The sequence below is a fragment of the Mycobacterium sp. IDUB_3 genome, from assembly GCF_055419585.1.
Window position 1 is genome coordinate 2,859,599 of sequence record NZ_JBVAXZ010000001.1, and the last position, 14,997, is coordinate 2,874,595.

17 protein-coding genes are annotated in these 14,997 nt (G+C 68.4%); 11 read left to right on the plus strand and 6 right to left on the minus strand.

The features are described 5' to 3' along the window. Positions 1–63 precede the first annotated feature (63 nt). Positions 64–1,782 (plus strand): hypothetical protein, encoded by a 1,719-nt coding sequence (locus ACZYVJ_RS13080; RefSeq protein ID WP_463831370.1) that lies wholly within the window; start codon positions 64–66, stop codon positions 1,780–1,782. Then, complete coding sequence (locus tag ACZYVJ_RS13085; protein WP_463831371.1) at positions 1,779–3,164, plus strand: CHAT domain-containing protein; 1,386 nt, start codon at positions 1,779–1,781, stop codon at positions 3,162–3,164. The genes ACZYVJ_RS13080 and ACZYVJ_RS13085 overlap by 4 nt, the downstream gene beginning before the upstream one ends. Before the next feature lie 3 nt (positions 3,165–3,167). On the opposite strand, the gene ACZYVJ_RS13090 is transcribed toward ACZYVJ_RS13085, so the two are convergent. Further along, positions 3,168–3,506: a hypothetical protein gene (locus ACZYVJ_RS13090; protein ID WP_463831372.1), complete on the minus strand. Its 339-nt coding sequence runs from the start codon at positions 3,504–3,506 to the stop codon at positions 3,168–3,170. A gap of 44 nt (positions 3,507–3,550) precedes the next feature. On the opposite strand from ACZYVJ_RS13090, the gene ACZYVJ_RS13095 reads away from it, so the two are divergent. The 5 genes from ACZYVJ_RS13095 to ACZYVJ_RS13115 are packed head-to-tail and all read left to right on the plus strand — an operon-like array spanning position 3,551 to position 7,754. Next, positions 3,551–4,879 carry a hypothetical protein gene (locus tag ACZYVJ_RS13095; protein WP_463831373.1) on the plus strand — a complete coding sequence of 443 codons (1,329 nt, stop codon included), beginning with the start codon at positions 3,551–3,553 and terminating at the stop codon, positions 4,877–4,879. Continuing rightward, entirely contained in the window at positions 4,876–6,015 is a 1,140-nt protein-coding gene (locus tag ACZYVJ_RS13100) for a hypothetical protein (RefSeq protein ID WP_463831374.1), read from the plus strand. Before ACZYVJ_RS13095 ends, ACZYVJ_RS13100 begins: the two co-directional genes overlap by 4 nt. A 38-nt stretch (positions 6,016–6,053) precedes the next feature. Beyond that, a complete protein-coding gene (locus ACZYVJ_RS13105; RefSeq protein WP_463831375.1) occupies positions 6,054–7,121 on the plus strand; it encodes an NAD(P)H-dependent amine dehydrogenase family protein in 1,068 nt (355 codons plus the stop codon). Continuing rightward, positions 7,118–7,522 (plus strand): cutinase family protein, encoded by a 405-nt coding sequence (locus ACZYVJ_RS13110; RefSeq protein WP_463831376.1) that lies wholly within the window; start codon positions 7,118–7,120, stop codon positions 7,520–7,522. The genes ACZYVJ_RS13105 and ACZYVJ_RS13110 overlap by 4 nt, the downstream gene beginning before the upstream one ends. Continuing rightward, entirely contained in the window at positions 7,482–7,754 is a 273-nt protein-coding gene (locus ACZYVJ_RS13115; RefSeq protein WP_463831377.1) for a cutinase family protein, read from the plus strand. The genes ACZYVJ_RS13110 and ACZYVJ_RS13115 overlap by 41 nt, the downstream gene beginning before the upstream one ends. On the opposite strand, the gene lipL is transcribed toward ACZYVJ_RS13115, so the two are convergent. Both lipL and ACZYVJ_RS13125 read right to left on the minus strand, forming a co-directional pair. After that, positions 7,749–9,023 (minus strand): esterase/beta-lactamase LipL, encoded by a 1,275-nt coding sequence (gene lipL / locus ACZYVJ_RS13120; protein WP_463831378.1) that lies wholly within the window; start codon positions 9,021–9,023, stop codon positions 7,749–7,751. The genes ACZYVJ_RS13115 and lipL overlap by 6 nt on opposite strands. A gap of 73 nt (positions 9,024–9,096) precedes the next feature. Next, positions 9,097–9,690, minus strand: coding sequence for a TetR/AcrR family transcriptional regulator (locus tag ACZYVJ_RS13125; protein WP_463831379.1), 594 nt, complete (start codon positions 9,688–9,690; stop codon positions 9,097–9,099). 123 nt (positions 9,691–9,813) lie between these two features. On the opposite strand from ACZYVJ_RS13125, the gene ACZYVJ_RS13130 reads away from it, so the two are divergent. Then, complete coding sequence (locus tag ACZYVJ_RS13130) at positions 9,814–10,896, plus strand: aminoglycoside phosphotransferase family protein (protein WP_463832978.1); 1,083 nt, start codon at positions 9,814–9,816, stop codon at positions 10,894–10,896. A gap of 15 nt (positions 10,897–10,911) precedes the next feature. On the opposite strand, the gene ACZYVJ_RS13135 is transcribed toward ACZYVJ_RS13130, so the two are convergent. Beyond that, complete coding sequence (locus tag ACZYVJ_RS13135) at positions 10,912–11,076, minus strand: hypothetical protein (RefSeq protein ID WP_463833093.1); 165 nt, start codon at positions 11,074–11,076, stop codon at positions 10,912–10,914. Between the two features lie 60 nt (positions 11,077–11,136). Between ACZYVJ_RS13135 and ACZYVJ_RS13140 the strand changes: the two genes are divergently transcribed. Genes ACZYVJ_RS13140 through ACZYVJ_RS13150 form a run of 3 tightly spaced genes read left to right on the plus strand, consistent with a single transcriptional unit; the run spans position 11,137 to position 13,049 of the window. Continuing rightward, positions 11,137–11,310: a CsbD family protein gene (locus ACZYVJ_RS13140; protein WP_463831380.1), complete on the plus strand. Its 174-nt coding sequence runs from the start codon at positions 11,137–11,139 to the stop codon at positions 11,308–11,310. Continuing rightward, positions 11,310–12,035 carry a cutinase family protein gene (locus ACZYVJ_RS13145; RefSeq protein ID WP_463831381.1) on the plus strand — a complete coding sequence of 242 codons (726 nt, stop codon included), beginning with the start codon at positions 11,310–11,312 and terminating at the stop codon, positions 12,033–12,035. Before ACZYVJ_RS13140 ends, ACZYVJ_RS13145 begins: the two co-directional genes overlap by 1 nt. A 27-nt stretch (positions 12,036–12,062) precedes the next feature. Then, positions 12,063–13,049: an NAD-dependent epimerase/dehydratase family protein gene (locus tag ACZYVJ_RS13150; protein WP_463831382.1), complete on the plus strand. Its 987-nt coding sequence runs from the start codon at positions 12,063–12,065 to the stop codon at positions 13,047–13,049. A 12-nt stretch (positions 13,050–13,061) separates the two neighbouring features. Here the strand turns inward: ACZYVJ_RS13150 and ACZYVJ_RS13155 are convergent, their stop codons facing one another. Next, complete coding sequence (locus ACZYVJ_RS13155) at positions 13,062–13,451, minus strand: PPOX class F420-dependent oxidoreductase (protein ID WP_463831383.1); 390 nt, start codon at positions 13,449–13,451, stop codon at positions 13,062–13,064. 79 nt (positions 13,452–13,530) lie between these two features. After that, positions 13,531–14,985: an aldehyde dehydrogenase gene (locus ACZYVJ_RS13160; RefSeq protein WP_463831384.1), complete on the minus strand. Its 1,455-nt coding sequence runs from the start codon at positions 14,983–14,985 to the stop codon at positions 13,531–13,533. Positions 14,986–14,997 lie beyond the last annotated feature (12 nt).

A 14,997-nucleotide genomic window follows, 5' to 3' on the forward strand; every position in this document is an offset into this window, starting at 1 on the left:
CTCACGCGTCCGCCGCTCGCGGTTTGGCCAACCAGATGCCGCCCCCGGACTTATGATGCAGCCGTGTCGATCCCGGACGAATTGGACAAGGCGCGTCGTATGGCGTTCGCCGCCGACGAGGCCGGGGCACGCGATCTGTTGGTCTCGTTGATTCCGCGGATCGAGCGCGACGACCGAGATGACCTCATGCTGGAAGCCCTTGGGCAGCTTGGCGAGATCTATCTCGCCCGCGGCGCCTACGACGGGGTCCGCGAATCCGTCCGGCGCGTTCAGGATTGCCTGGCGATCTACGCGGGCATCGCCGCGGGCACGGCCGCCGAACGCGTTCGGTTGTCCGACACCGAGATCACGCGGATGATCTGCCGGTACTCGCGCCGCGCCCAGTTCTTGCAGACGGGATTGGCCGCGGCGCTGGGTGATCACGAAGGCGCGGCGGCGGAACTGGCGTCGTTGTGCGACAACGATTCCGGCCCCGCTGACCTCGCCGACGAGCACCGGTACCTGTGCACCTATGCGCACGTCCTGTGCGCCACCGCGCTGTGCGACGACGACCTGCACGTGCGATCGGTCCCTTTGTGGGAGAAGGTTCTTGACAGCATCGAGCATTCCGGCGACAGGGGTGAGCGCGCCGATCACCTGTGGGTCACCGCCGCGACCGGATACGGCAGGTTCTGCGTAGAGACCGGACGGTTGCCGGAAGCCGAGCCGTGGCTGCGCCGCGCCGAAGCGCGGGCACAAACCAACGGGTGGGAACTCGCGACAGCCAGAGCACAATTGGAGCGGGCCGCGGCCCGGTGGGCGGCCAACGACCACGCCGGCACCGAGGAACTGATCGGCCAGGCCTATCCGGTCATCGCCCGCCATGACCGGGCCCACGACGTCGCTCGGTGCTGGCTGTACATGGGATTCACCCGTTTGGGAGCCGGCGCCCTGGAGGCCGCCGACGACTGCTGGGAACACGCCGAACGGCACTGGCGGGAATCGGGAAAGCCGCTACATCTGCACCGTATCCTGTTGCAGCGCAGCTGGATCGCCATCTTCTGCAGCCACTTCTCCGACGCGGTCGAACTGATCGCGCAGGCTCGGGAACTGCTGGACTCATCGCCGCGCAGCAGCTGGCTGCAGTACGCCCAGCTCGATAATCATCTCGGAACCGTCTGGCGCGCGGACGCTTTGGCGGACCTCGGATTCGACAGCTCGGGTGATCCCGACGAGACCCTGGAGGAAACCGAGGCGCGCCAGGCGCAGGGGCTCGGCATCCTTCGCGGCGAGGTCGGCACGCCGGAGTACTGGCGCGCAATGACCAAGCTCCAACAGGCCGCCGAGCTCAAGGTGCCGGCCGCTCTGGCGGTCGACTCGGTGCGGTATTCGATCGCCGACGCGGACGCCAGGGCCCGCTGGGCTACCGGCATTGCGGCGCCCATCCTGGCCGGCGCCTTCGCCGTGGCCTGGGAGTGGGAGAACACCGCGCTGATCAGTGAGCTCGTCGAATACCACAGCGCGCGAGGGACTTTCGAAGGTCTACAAAGACCTCGGATAGGCGAATGGGCGTCGACGGCCATCGCGTCGGTGCCAATCGACGCCGACGCGCAGCCCGTCGCGCTGGCCGCCGCGGGCCCGCCCGTCGCGGGCGGCGCGTCGCTCACCAGGCTGGGGCCGTTGCCGCCACTGCAGATGCAACCCGGGGCGGGGCCGATCCTGAGTCACTATCGTGCGCTGGCTTCGCAGCGTTATGGACGCGATGTCACAGCGGCCGAGCCCGCCTGGTCGACGTGGCCATGAGCGAGCCCGAGCGGCTGACCCTGGTGCTGAGGTACGCCGACCTCGGGATCGCGACCTACGCCAGCCTGCGGATCGTCGGACAGCCGTCCAGGACCGTGACCTGGGTGCTGGAAGAGCCGCTGCTGCTGGCTGCGCTGCAGGAGCTCACCGGTGCCCTGCCCGAGCCGCACGGCGCCGAAACCCGGCGTGACGCCATCGAGCGCGCCCTGGCCACAGGACCATTCGCCAGGCCGGACACCGAACTCACGGTCGCCTACATCCTCGGTGTACTGCTGATCGGTACGCCCGGGTGGCAGCTGCTGACCGAATGCGTGGCCTCGCCGCGGGCGGTGCTGTTCATCTCGCCGAGCGCACGGCTGGCCCGGGTGCCCTGGGGACTGCTGGCGATCCCGAAGTCGGGCCCCAGCAAAGAGGAACTGGTGCGTGCGCGCCAGGATGCGATTACCGCCAGCGGCCGCGCCGCGGCCCAAATCCCTTGGCAGCTGGCCGATATCGATGAACTCACCGACGGCCATCGGCTGATGGAGCTGGTCGACGTGCTGATGGCGGTGCCGCCCAACATCGTGCACTCGCCGCGAACACCGGCCGGGTGGGACGCCCGGCGGGACGCGCCACCGCTGCTGGTTCTCGATCCTCGGGTGCCGGGACAGCGACCGGACTCCGCGCTCGGATCGGTGCTCGGCAGGCCCTCACCGCACACGCCCGTGGCACAGCATTTCGCCGGACTCATCGAACGGCGACCCGTACTGCCGCGCACCGACACCGTGCTCGACCTGTTCCGCCGGCAAGACGCCGACCGTGCGTGGCTGGGCGAGCTGCTGGCGCAAACCCCGTCCCGGCTGCTCTACGTCGGCCATGCGAGTTCGGCGGACGACCAACACGACCAGGGAACCCGGGCGGACCGGGCGGCCCTGCACCTGGCCGACACCGCGGATATCCCCGGGGATGCCAACCCGATCGGCGATCACCGCCCATTGACCGCCTCGGACCTGATGGCCCTTCGGTTGCCGATGCCGCCACGCGTGGCGCTGCTGGCCTGCGGATCCGGTGGTGACTATCGGTTCGATGAGGCAACCGGCTTGGTGGCGGCGATGATCCTGAACGGCGCGCAACTGGTGACCGCCACCTTGTGGTCGCTGCCGACGACGGCGGCGTACCGGCAATTCGCCGAGTTGTCCGGTGCGCCGCGCCCGGAGCCGGCCGATCCGATGGCCGAGCTGGTGGCCGCCGTGGACGGCGCGCACGACGCCGCGCGGGAGGCCGGATGCGCGGTGAATCGTTGGCAGCGTGAACAGATGCGGCGCTGGCGCGACGGGGATGTCAGCGCCAGCCCGTTGTATTGGGCCGCCCTGGTCACGTTCACCGTGGACGGCGAACGGTAGCGCTCACAGCGACGCCACCCAGGCCGCGTGCACGGCCAGCACATCGTCGGGCAGCGAAAGCGCCTCGCGGGCGGTCGGATCGAAGGCCACCAGCACGACCAGGCCCGGCCGCAGCACGGATAGGTCCAGACCACCGTCGCAGCGCGCCAGCTTGCCGATGAACGTCTCCCCCGAGACGGCCACCACCTCGATGAAGACCTGACGCTTGACCTTGCGCACGGTACCGACCCCGACGGTGCGGTTCCCGCCATCCTGGCGGCGGCGCGACCTGAGCCACTCGGCCAGCAGCAATAGCTTGTTCATGCGATCAGCGTCCGGCCGCGCGCCGGCTACCGAACCCAACTTTATGGCTGCCGCAACGTTTGCGATGGCCCTATTCTGTGCAGATGAGCGCCGACCCGCAGGTAGCGACGGCCGTGGAAGGCGAGGCGACGGGCCACCCGCGGCGGCTGGTGATCGAGGCGGCGTGGCGGGCCATCGGTCCGGGCGTGGAGGTGCTGAGCGGTGACGATGGCGGCCCGCTGAGCCGCACCGTCAAACGCATCATCGACCCGTTGGTGCTGCGGCTGCGGTCCAACCCCGCGTATTCGGCCCCGGTCGTGACGCCCGAGACGGCCGCGCAGATGCATGACCTGATCGTCGGTAGCGGTTCCGAATTGCGCTCGGCCGCAGCCTGGTTCGATGCTCTCAAACTGGAGCGCCGCCGACAGCGGATTCGTACCGGGAACGCGCAGGAACTGTACTTTCCGGTGTGCTTCGAACTCGCCGTCACGAAAGGTCCACCGACACCGCAGGATTACCAGACGGCGGCGGCGGTGCTCGGCGAGATCCACCGGGATCGCGATCGCACCGCGATAGAGGTCCTGCATCGATACGTCGCCGACCCCGATGTCGTTGCCACGCTGGCCGAGCAGCTGAAGCGCAGTTGGCGCGACGTGCGGGCGGGCGAGGCCGCCATCGACCCGTTCCGGGCCGAGCTCGGCACCGTCTTGGGTGCGGCCGCCAGCCACACCGCCGGCGCGGCCCGTCAACGGGTCTGGACGGCGATGATCACCGACCCCACCCCGTACAACTTGGGCGCGCTGGCCCGCACCGACACCGCCCGGCTGCCATGGTCGCTCGTCGACTTGGGTTTGAGTTCTATTGCGCCACAACGCCCCCCGGCAATATCACGGAACGTGGACGGTGACCGCCCGCTGGATCGCAGCGTGGTGGACCGGGTGCGTGCCACCCTGCGGCGCGCGTTGGATCGCGACGCGCTGCCCGAAATTCCGCTGCTCTGCGAGGAGGAAGTCGACCGGGCCTGCGCGCCGTGGGGGCTGTTGGCCGAAGACAAACAGGCCACGCTGGTGGCCGGCATCGAGATCGCGGTCCAGCTGGCTCCGCTGGATCCGTCCGCCTCCTGCCACTACGACTTGGCCACCCAGATCCAGGCGCGGCTTCGCAAGGAAGCCTACGTCTTGCATGCCCGGCGCTACCTTTCCGAGAACGGCCCGATTCATCCTCGCCAGCGGCAGGTGGTCGACGACCTCGCCGCCTACGCGCAGCCCTACCTGAGTCGGCTGTGGGCCCGGCTGCACGGGCGCGACGTCTGGCAGGAACCCTGTGCCGACGTCGACGACGTGCGCGCGCTACTCGACGGGGTGGCGCGGTCGGTGAGCCTCGATCACCGGCAACGGATCAAAGCGATGCTGGAATTGCGGGTGGCCGGGTGAGACTGGTTGCCGATTCCGGGCTTTGGAGCACCGGACCCGTGGACACCGCGGCCCCGACACCAATGGTCGCGTTGCTGGAAGTCAGCGGTGCGGTGCTGTCCTGGACACTCGACGATCCCGACGATGCGGCACCGCACATCACGTTCACCGATGTGTCGCGCGCGGACTGGTTGTGGCGGGTCCTCGGCGAAGCCGGACATGTCGCGGTGGTGTCGGCGCTGGACGGCGCGGCGGGCCGGTCGCACAGCATCGAGCTCACCGGCGTCGAGCTGGTGCCGGGCTCGGTCGCCCCGCTGCGCAGGCTGGCCACCGGGCACTGGCTGCGCCGGTGGTGGCCGGCCAGCAGACAGGACGGTATCGCCGGCCTGGACCGTGCGCTGCTCGACGTCGAGCTCGCGTTGCTGACCGCCGGGGCACAGAGCTTCTTCCCCGACGACACGCTGGATTCCGATGTGACGCAGCTGCTGGCGCCACACGCCGCCGCGCTGATCAGCCACGCCGGCAGCGATGATTCGCGGGTGGTCGGCCTGGTCCGGGCGGGTGCCGGACTCGCCGACGAGATCGGCACAGACGGCGACGACTGGTCCGAACTGATTGGGGCCGTGGATGATTCGCGCCTGATCCCGAGGTTGTCGAGCGATCGCCGCGACGACTACGCGCTGGCCGCCGGCGCGGGAGTGGGTCCGCGGGGTGCGGGCGCGATAGCCCGGGGGGTCGCGTCGATCGCCTGGAGCGCGGTTCCGCCCGCGATCTTCGATGCCGGTGAGAACACCGTCGAGTGGCACATCGAGGCCGGCGGGGCCGCGGTCGTCGCGGCGGTGCAGGCGGCCGTCATCGGCCCGGAGCCGGCCAGCGGCATCGCGGTGCGGCTGCGTTCCGCCACCATCGACGGCACCGGCACCCTGGACGCGGCCGGGCGCGCGACCATTCCGCTCGAGGACGGCCAGGGGCGCGCCCTCACCGAGTCGGCGGCTTGGGACCACGACTGGTCGGCGACGTCGGTGGTCGTGGGCGCCGAAACGCCCGAATCCGCGGAGACCCGGGAACGGGTGCGAGGCTGGGCGCGGGAACGGCTGGACCTGCCGCCCCGGGACGCCTTCCTCGCCGAAATATTGGCCTCAGAATCTGCCTATTAGGCCTACTAAGAACCCCGGTCATTCCCTATGCTGAGCGAGTGCCAAACACCTATCGCGTCGTTCAGTGGAACACCGGCAATGTCGGCAAGAGCTCACTGAAATCGATCGTCACGAACCCCACCCTCGAATTGGTGGGCTGCTACGCCTGGTCGCCGGAGAAGGCGGGCCGCGACGCCGGCGAACTCGTCGGGCTCCCGCCGCTCGGTGTCGCGGCCACCAACGACATCGACGAGCTGCTGGCGTTGAAGCCGGACTGCGTGGTCTACAACCCGATGTGGATCAACGTCGACGAACTGGTCCGCATCCTGTCCGCCGGCGTCAACGTGGTGACCACGGCGTCGTTCATCACCGGTCACAACCTCGGCGAGGGGCGCGACCGCATCCTGGAGGCCTGCGAGAAGGGCGGCTCCACGATCTTCGGGTCCGGCGTCAGCCCGGGCTTCGCCGAGCTGCTGGCCATCGTCTCGGCCATGGTGTGCAACCGGATCGACAAGGTCACCGTGAACGAGGCCGCCGACACCACGTTCTATGACTCCCCGGAGACCGAGAAGCCGGTCGGCTTCGGCCAGCCGATCGACCACCCCGACCTACCGGCGATGGCCGCGAAGGGCACGGCCATCTTCGGCGAGGCCGTTCGCCTGGTGGGCGACGCGCTGGGGGTCGAGCTCGACGAGGTGAAGTGTGTGGCCGAGTTCGCCCAGACCACCGAGGATCTCGTCATGGCGTCCTGGACCATCCCCGCGGGGCACGTTGCTGGCACCTACATCAGCTGGCAGGGCATCGTCAACGGCAAGGTCCTGATCGACCTCAACGTCCGGTGGAAAAAGGGGCAGACACTCGAACCCGATTGGCAGATCGAGCAGGACGGCTGGGTCATCCAGGTGGACGGGCAACCGACGGTCACCACCAAGGTCGGCTTCTTGCCGCCACCGTACTTCGAGGCAACGACGCTTGAGGAATTCATGGACCTGGGGCACATCATGACGGCGGTGCCGGCCATCAACGGGATCGCCGCAGTCGTCGCCGCGGCGCCGGGCATCGCGACGTACGCCGACCTTCCGCTGACACTGCCGCGCGGCAACGCGTATGTCAGCATTGATCGGTGATTGCGCGCTGCATCATTCCCATCCTCAGCGTCGCGGCCGCGACCGGAGCGTTGTGCGGGCTCCCCGACATCCCTGCGGCGCAGGCCGATCCGTGCCCAGACGTCGAGGTGGTGTTCGCCCGCGGCACCGGCCAGGACGCCGGCGTCGGCCATGTGGGTCAGGGCTTCGTGGACTCACTCGGATCGCAGATCAACGGGCGTTCGATGGGCGTCTACCCCGTGAATTACCCGGCATCGGCGGCGTTCGAGTCCAGCGCCCGAGCCGGCGCCGACGATGTGGTCGCTCACGTCAACGACATGATCGGGCGCTGCCCCGGTACGCGGCTGGTGCTCGGCGGCTTCTCCCCAGGGAGCGGGCGTGATGGATCTGGCGACCAGGGCCCTGCCGCCGCAGGCCATTGATCATGTGGCGGCGGTCGCCATCTTCGGCAATCCCACCAGCGAGCTCGCCGGCAATTTCACCGGCGCCGTTTTCTCGCCGATCGCGCCGCCGTACGCCGCCAAGACCGTCGACCTGTGCGCCGACGGCGATCCGGCATGCTCCCCCGCTGGCGGCAACCTGAAGGCGCACGGCTCCTACGTGCAGTCCGGGATGACGGACCAGGTCGCCACATACGTCGCCGGACGGCTATAAAGCGGTCCGTCGCCGAGCGGGTTTGGCGTAGCGGGCGCCCAGCTCCGGCACCGCCAGCGGGCCCTGGTCGCGGACCGCCTCGATGGCATTGCGCAGCGGACGGGCAAGGCCCGCAAAGGATCCCATGTCGAAGAGCAGCGGGGTCAGCAGCCGGTTGTGGACGAAACCAAATGAGCTGCGGGTCTCGGGGTCGGCCCAGCCGAGCGTTCCGCCCAGCCCGACGTGACCGAAGCCGCGCAGCAAACCGGGAACCGGCGACTCGTGGTAGCCCAGGTGAAAAGGCATGGGCACCACCATGTTCGCGTCAGGCCACTTGCGGCGCGCCTGCCCGGCCAGCCCGTGCGCCAGCTCCTCGGACACGAATTTCTTTCCGTCGATGCGGCCGTCGTTGGCCAGCACGCCGAACATCTTGGCCAACGCCCGCGCGGTCACCACGCCGTTGGCCGCGGGCACCTCGCCGTCCAAAAACTCGGTGTCGCCCTTGATCAGGGAGATGACGCCGGGAAAGTACATCGCGCCCAGCGCACCGGAGAATGGCAGACCGGCCACCCTCGGTGCGATGAAGTTGATCACCGGCGCGCGCAGCCGTCCCTGCGGTATCAGGATCTGGGCGGGTGTGGTCGGCGAGCCCTCCGGTGGGCGGCCCAGATGCAGCCCGTCGGTGTTGAGCGGACGGGCCACCTCCTGACGGATCAGCTCGCGCATGCCTTTGCCGGTCACCGCCCTGGCCAGACCGGAGAGCAGCCATCCGTAGGTGAGCGCGTGATAGGCCTGCACGCCGCGCAGGTGATCGACCGGCGCTGCCGCGAGGCGCTCCTCCATCAGCAGGTGGTCCATCAACTCCGTCTTGGTGACGCCGCGCAGGTGTGACAACCCGGAACGATGCCGCAGGACGTCGCGGACCGTGATCTCGGCCTTCCCGTTGGCGGCGAACTCGGGCCAGTATTCGGCGACGGGCGCGTCGTAGGACAGCAGGCCGCGGTCGGCGAGCCGGTGAATTACCGTCGACGCGACGCCCTTGGTCGCCGAGAACACCATGGCGCCGGTGTCCGCGGTCCAGCGCTGCGTGCCGGCCCGGTCCGACCACCCGGTCCAGACGTCCACGACGGCCACCCCGTCGACGTAGACGCTCAACGCTCCCCCGCCGAACCGGCGACCGGGAAACAGCTGAGAGAACACCCTGATCGCGTTCGCGAAACGCGGGTCGGCAGCACCGGACACACCGCGCGGCAAGCCAGCGTCGGTGACCAGCAGGGTCGACGGCGTCACCGCCTCGGGACGCCTCGAGCGTTCACGAGGATGAAGCTATCAGCCCGAGCCGATTGACCCCTGACCTCATAGGTCAGCGCGCGGCGCCGTCGAGGAGCGCGGCGAGGAGTCCGTCGAACTCGGTCGCGGGCGGGCCGCCCGTCGGTGTACCGGTCAGCACCCGCAGCAGCAGGGTGCCGATCAGCGCGTTCGCGACAGAATCGAGATCCGCGTCGGCCTGCAAATGGCCGTCGCCGGCGGCCCGGCGCAGGCGGGCCACCAGCCCGGCATGCTGGGGGATGCTGAGCTGTTGGTAGAGCGCCTCGTTGTCCACCGCGCTTGCGGCCGCAGCGGCGATCAGTGCGCGTATGAGTGCTGCGCTCGCAGGGTCGGCGATGAATTCGGCGTGCTCGATGAGCCAGGAGCGCAGATCGGCTCGAAGGTCACCGGTGTCGGGGACCTCGAACGAGCCGCCTCGACCGTAGCCGTCCAAAACGGCATCTGCGACGAGTGGGGCTTTCGACGGCCACCGCCGGTACAACGTCTTCTTGCCCACTTTGGCGCGGGCGGCCACCTTCTCCATCGACAACTCGGCGTAGCTGCCCACTGCCAACAGATCCCGGGTGGCCGCCAGAATCGCATCGTCAAGCTGCATGTCGCGCGGCCTGCCGCCCCTCGTCTGAGGCATGGGGCGAGCTTAGATCAGCCCAAGCCCTTCCAAAGGGTGTGCCACGTGCGGTAACTTCGCCTCCAGCCAGTAACGACACGGCCCGTGTCGTTACTGGCACACCACGGCCACCACGACGAGAGGATGCCGGTGCGCACGCTGCCGCTGTCGGTGCCGCAGAGCTGGGATGACATCACGCCGGCCTGGATGTCGGCGGCCCTCGGGGAGAGTCACCCCGATGCCGTCGTCGACGAGGTGGCCGTCGAGCTTCGCGACGACGGCACCAACCGGCGCGCCCGACTGGCGCTGAGCTATTTGGCCGGCGACGGTCCGGCCACCGTGTTCGTCAAGGCCGCCGATCCGGCTCACAAAGAGCTGATCCGGATGACCAGCGGGATGTTCCACGAGCCGCGACTATTCATGTCCGGTATTGCCCTGCCGCTCGAACACCCGGCGGTGTACACCGCTGTGATCGATGAAGACGCCTACGACTTCATCATGGTCATGGAGGATCTAAACGCACGTGCGGCGGATCCGCGTGATTCGCTCAGCCCGCTGACCGTCGACCAGGCCGCCTCCGGGGTGCGCGCCCTGGGCCGACTGCACGGCCGATACTGGGGCGAGCGCGTCCTGCGACATCCGGGTCTCGTCTGGCTCGAACCGTTCCTGCCCTTCGACGGCCTGCAATACGCCCCGCTGCCGTCGGCCCTGGAACTCCTCGATCACGACACTCCTGCCGAGGTGCTGGATCTGACCATCGACCATCTCGTCGAGTCAGTGTGGAAGCCGTACATCCGGACGCTGACCTCATCGCCCCCGACGTTGCTGCACGGCGATCCACACATCGGCAACACCTACGTCACGCCACACGGCGAAATAGGGTTCCTGGACTGGCAGATGACGCGCCGGGGAAACTGGTCACTTGACCTCGGCTACTTCCTGCAGGGCGCCCTGACGGTTGACGATCGCCGCAGGCACGAACGCAGCCTCCTGGACGAATACCGCGATGCGCTCGCGCTGTCCGCCAACGAGATTCCGTCCCGCGCAGAGGTTTGGTTGCGCTATCGCGCGTCGGTCGCACACGGGTTGACTTTGTGGCTGTGCACGGCCAGCGCCGGCGGGGGACTCTGGCAACGCGTCGAAGTCGCCGCGGCCCTGGCTCAGCGATACGCGGTCGCCTTCGGCGACTTGGAGAGCGCGGCCGCGATCGCCGCGATTGCTAGCTGAACTCACGGCACCCCGTCAGGGGATCGGTGGGTCCGGAGGCGGGGCTGCATCCGTACCGGGGGCTTGTTCGGGGGGCGAGTCCCCTAAGTAGCGCTTCAGCCGCAGCAGCTGATTGATCACCATGCCGATGCCGAGCAGCATCAGACCCGCCACTACTGCCACCACGATTGCGGTGCTCACTCGTCCATGATGACAGGGCTCAAGTTTTGATATCTCCCATTGCTGGGTAGCCACAGCGGCATGAGTAACGAAGACAAGATGAAGAACAAGATCGAGGACCTGGGCGGCCGCGCCAAGGAGGCCGTCGGCAAGGCGACCGGAGACGACGACACCAAGAACGAGGGCAAGGCGGACCAAGCGAAGTCCAGCTTGAAGGACGCCGGCGAGAAGGTGAAGGACGCCTTCAAAAAGTAATGAGCATTCGTAAGGTATCGGCCGCCACGCCCGTGCGCCGGCTGTCGGTTTGCGTGCTGTCCGCGGCGGCGGTGGGCGGCGGTTTGATGCTAGCGAGTGCGTCCGCACCGTCCGCGGCGGCCGAGCCGTGTCCCGACGTCGAAGTCGTTTTCGCGCGGGGATCCGGTGAGGCGCCCGGCGTCGGTGGGATCGGTCAGCCGTTCATCGACGCGTTGCGTTCGCAGGTCGGTGGCAGATCGCTGACCGTTTATCCGGTCAATTATCCTGCCAGCACTGACTTTTCGAGCCCTGACTTCCCCGTGACGGTCATCGACGGTATCCGGGACGCCAGTTCGCACATCGAGTCGATGGCGGCGAACTGCCCCAACACCAAAGAGGTGCTCGGTGGCTACTCGCAGGGGGCTGCCGTCGCCGGTTACACCACCACGGCCGCCGTGCCCCCGGGCGTGCCCGCATCGGCGGTGCCCCCACCGATGCCGCCCGACGTCGCCAAGCACGTCGCCGCCGTCGCGCTGTTCGGGACGCCGTCGGGCGAGTTCCTGCAAAAGTACAACGCACCGCCGCTGACCATCGGGCCGCTGTACCAGCCCAAGACGCTCGAGTTGTGCGCGCAGGGCGACCCGGTCTGCGGCAACGGCGACGACACCACTTTCGCCGCCCACACGTCGTATCCGGTTAACGGCATGACAAACCAAGCTGCCAACTTCGCCTCCAGCCACTTGTAGGTTTTGGCGGTCTTGCAGAATGAGCCGATGCGGGTTCTCATCACGGGCGGTACGGGGTTCGTCGGCGGGTGGACCGCCAAAGCCATTTGCGACGCGGGGCACTCCGTCCGGTTCCTGGTCCGGAACCCCGACAAGCTGCAGACCACCGTCGCCAAGCTGGGCGTCGACGTCTCGGACTTCGCCGTCGCGGACATCGTCGACCGCGTCGCGGTGCGCGAGGCATTGCAGGGATGCGACGCCGTCGTGCACAGCGCCGCGCTGGTCGCCACCGACCCGCGCCAGACACCCGAGATGCTCGCCACCAACATGCAGGGCGCCCAGAACGTCCTGGGTCAGTCCGTCGAGCTCGGCCTGGATCCCATCGTCCACGTGTCCAGCTTCACCGCGCTGTTCCATCCGGACCTGGAGACGCTGACGGCGGACCTGCCGGTGGTGGGTGGCGCGGATGGATACGGAACGTCCAAGGCGCAGGTCGAGATCTATGCGCGGGGCCTGCAGGATGCGGGGGCGCCGGTCAACATCAGCTATCCGGGCATGGTGCTGGGCCCGCCGGTTGGCGACCAGTTCGGTGAGGCCGGCGAGGGCGTGCGGGCGGCCGTGCAGATGCACGCGATCCCCGGCCGCAACGCGGCATGGCTCATCGTCGACGTCCGCGACCTGGCCGCCCTGCACGCGGCGTTGATCGAGCCCGGACGCGGACCGCGTCGCTACACCGCCGGCGGTCACCGGGTGCCCGCTGCCGAGCTCGCCAACCTGATCGGCGAGGTCGCCGGGACACCGATGGTCGCCGTTCCGATTCCGGACACCGCGCTGCGCGTTGCGGGCGCGGTGCTGGATCGGGCGAACCGTTTCCTGCCGTTCGAGACGCCGTTCACCTGGGCGGGAATGCAGTACTACACGCAGATGCCGGCGTCCGACGATTCCCCGAGCGAACGAGACCTCGGCATCACCTATCGGGACCCCAAAGAAACCGTGGCGGACACCTTCGAAGCCATTCGCGCGGCGGGCGGCTGACGGCGGGGCGCCTCAGCCGGCGGGCTTGATCTCCAGGCCGACGTGCACCTTGTCGATGCCGCCGCGGACGATCGAGTGCACGTAGAACCACGGCGCGTGGTACCAGTACCGCTTGAGGACGGCGTTGTAGACGCGCCGCGTCTCGGACTTCGGCAGCACCCGGGCCACGGCTTGGACCTCTTCGCTCTTGGGCTTGCCCAGCACCGCGCTCTTGGCGATCGTCACCCGCGGAGTGTTGTTGATGCGCTTGGTTTTCCACGACCCATCGTCGGTGATCACCAACAGCGTGTCGTCGCCGTCGGGCACGCCCCAGACCGGTGTGGGTTTCGGACGGCCATCCTTGGTGAATGTCGTCAACAGCAGGTACTTGGATTGGATAACGTCCTTGAAGCTGGGGGCCACGCGTGTTCCTTACCTATGGAGGTATTGCCCCATCCCTATCCCCGGCAGTTAAGAACCTTAAACGTGGGACCCGTGCAGGTCACGACGTCGCGGCCGAAATGGACTGGCTGACCGTGTAACTGTCGATGCCCTCGGTGCCGAGTTCGCGGCCGTACCCGCTGTTCTTGACCCCGCCGAACGGTGCCGCCGGATCCATCATGTAGCCCTCGTTGACACCGAAGGTGCCCGACCGCACCCTGGCCGCCACGCCGTAGCCGCGCTCGACGTCGGCGGTGAACACCGATCCCGCCAGCCCGTACTCGGAGTCGTTGGCGATCCGAACCGCCTCGTCCTCGTCTCGGTAGGAGATGACGGTCAGCACCGGGCCGAAGATCTCCTCGCGGGCGATCCGCATGTCATTGGTGGCATCGCTGAACAGCGTCGGTCTTACGTACCAACCGGTTTCGAGGCCGTCGGGCATCTCGCTGCCGCCGGTGACCAGGCGCGCGCCGTCGCCCTTACCCGATTCGATGTAGCCGCGGACCCGCGCCTGCTGGCGCTGCGCCACCAGTGGCCCGATCTGGGTGTCGGGGTCGGCCGGGTCGCCCACCGTCATCGACCGCATGCCCGCCGCCAGCGCGTCAATAAATTCGTCTTTACGCTTCTCCGGCACCAGGATTCGGCTCAGCGCATTGCATACTTGACCGCTGTTGGCCAGGCTGGCCAGCTGAATCGCGGTGGCGGTCGCGACGGGGTCGGCGTCGTCGAGCACCACGGCGGCCGACTTGCCGCCCAGTTCCAGGCTCACCTGTGTCAGTCCCCGCGCGCATGCCAGCGCGACTTGGCGCCCGGCGGCGGTGGACCCGGTGAACGAGACCTTGTCCACGCCCGCGTGCCCCACCAGCAGTTCACCGACGTCGCGGCCGCCGGGTATCACGTTCACAACCCCCGACGGAAAGCCCGCTGCCGCAACGACTTCGGCGAGGAGCTGCGCGTCAAGCACGGATTCGGGGGCCGGCTTGAGTACCACCGAGCACCCGACCAACAGGGCCGGCACGATCTTGCACATGGTGAGGAACTGCGGCATGTTCCACGGCACCACCGCGGCCACAACGCCGACCGGTTGCTTGACGATCCGAATGTCCTTGCCGTACAAGCCAGGACGATCCTGTCGCCACTGGTAATTCGCCGCCATCCCGCAGAACGCCGAGATCATGCTCAGCGGTAGGCGAACCTGCGCCATCTTCGCGAAGGTGATGGGCGCGCCGATCTCGGCCGAGATCAGTGCGGCCATGTCGGCCCGCCGCTCCTTGTAGATGCCGGCCAGGCGGGTGAGCGCCTCGATCCGTTCCGCCGGCTGCATGCGCGGCCACGGCCCGGTGTCGAACGCCGTGCGCGCCGCGTCGACGGCGCGGTTCACATCGTCGGGACCCGCGGCCACCGCGTGGCCGATCACCGCCTCGCTGTGCGGCGAAACCACCGAGATGACGGTGTCGTGTCCAGCCGCTGGGGCCGTCCATTCCCCATCGATGAAGAGCCGGTCCCTCTCGTACATCAATCTCCTTGG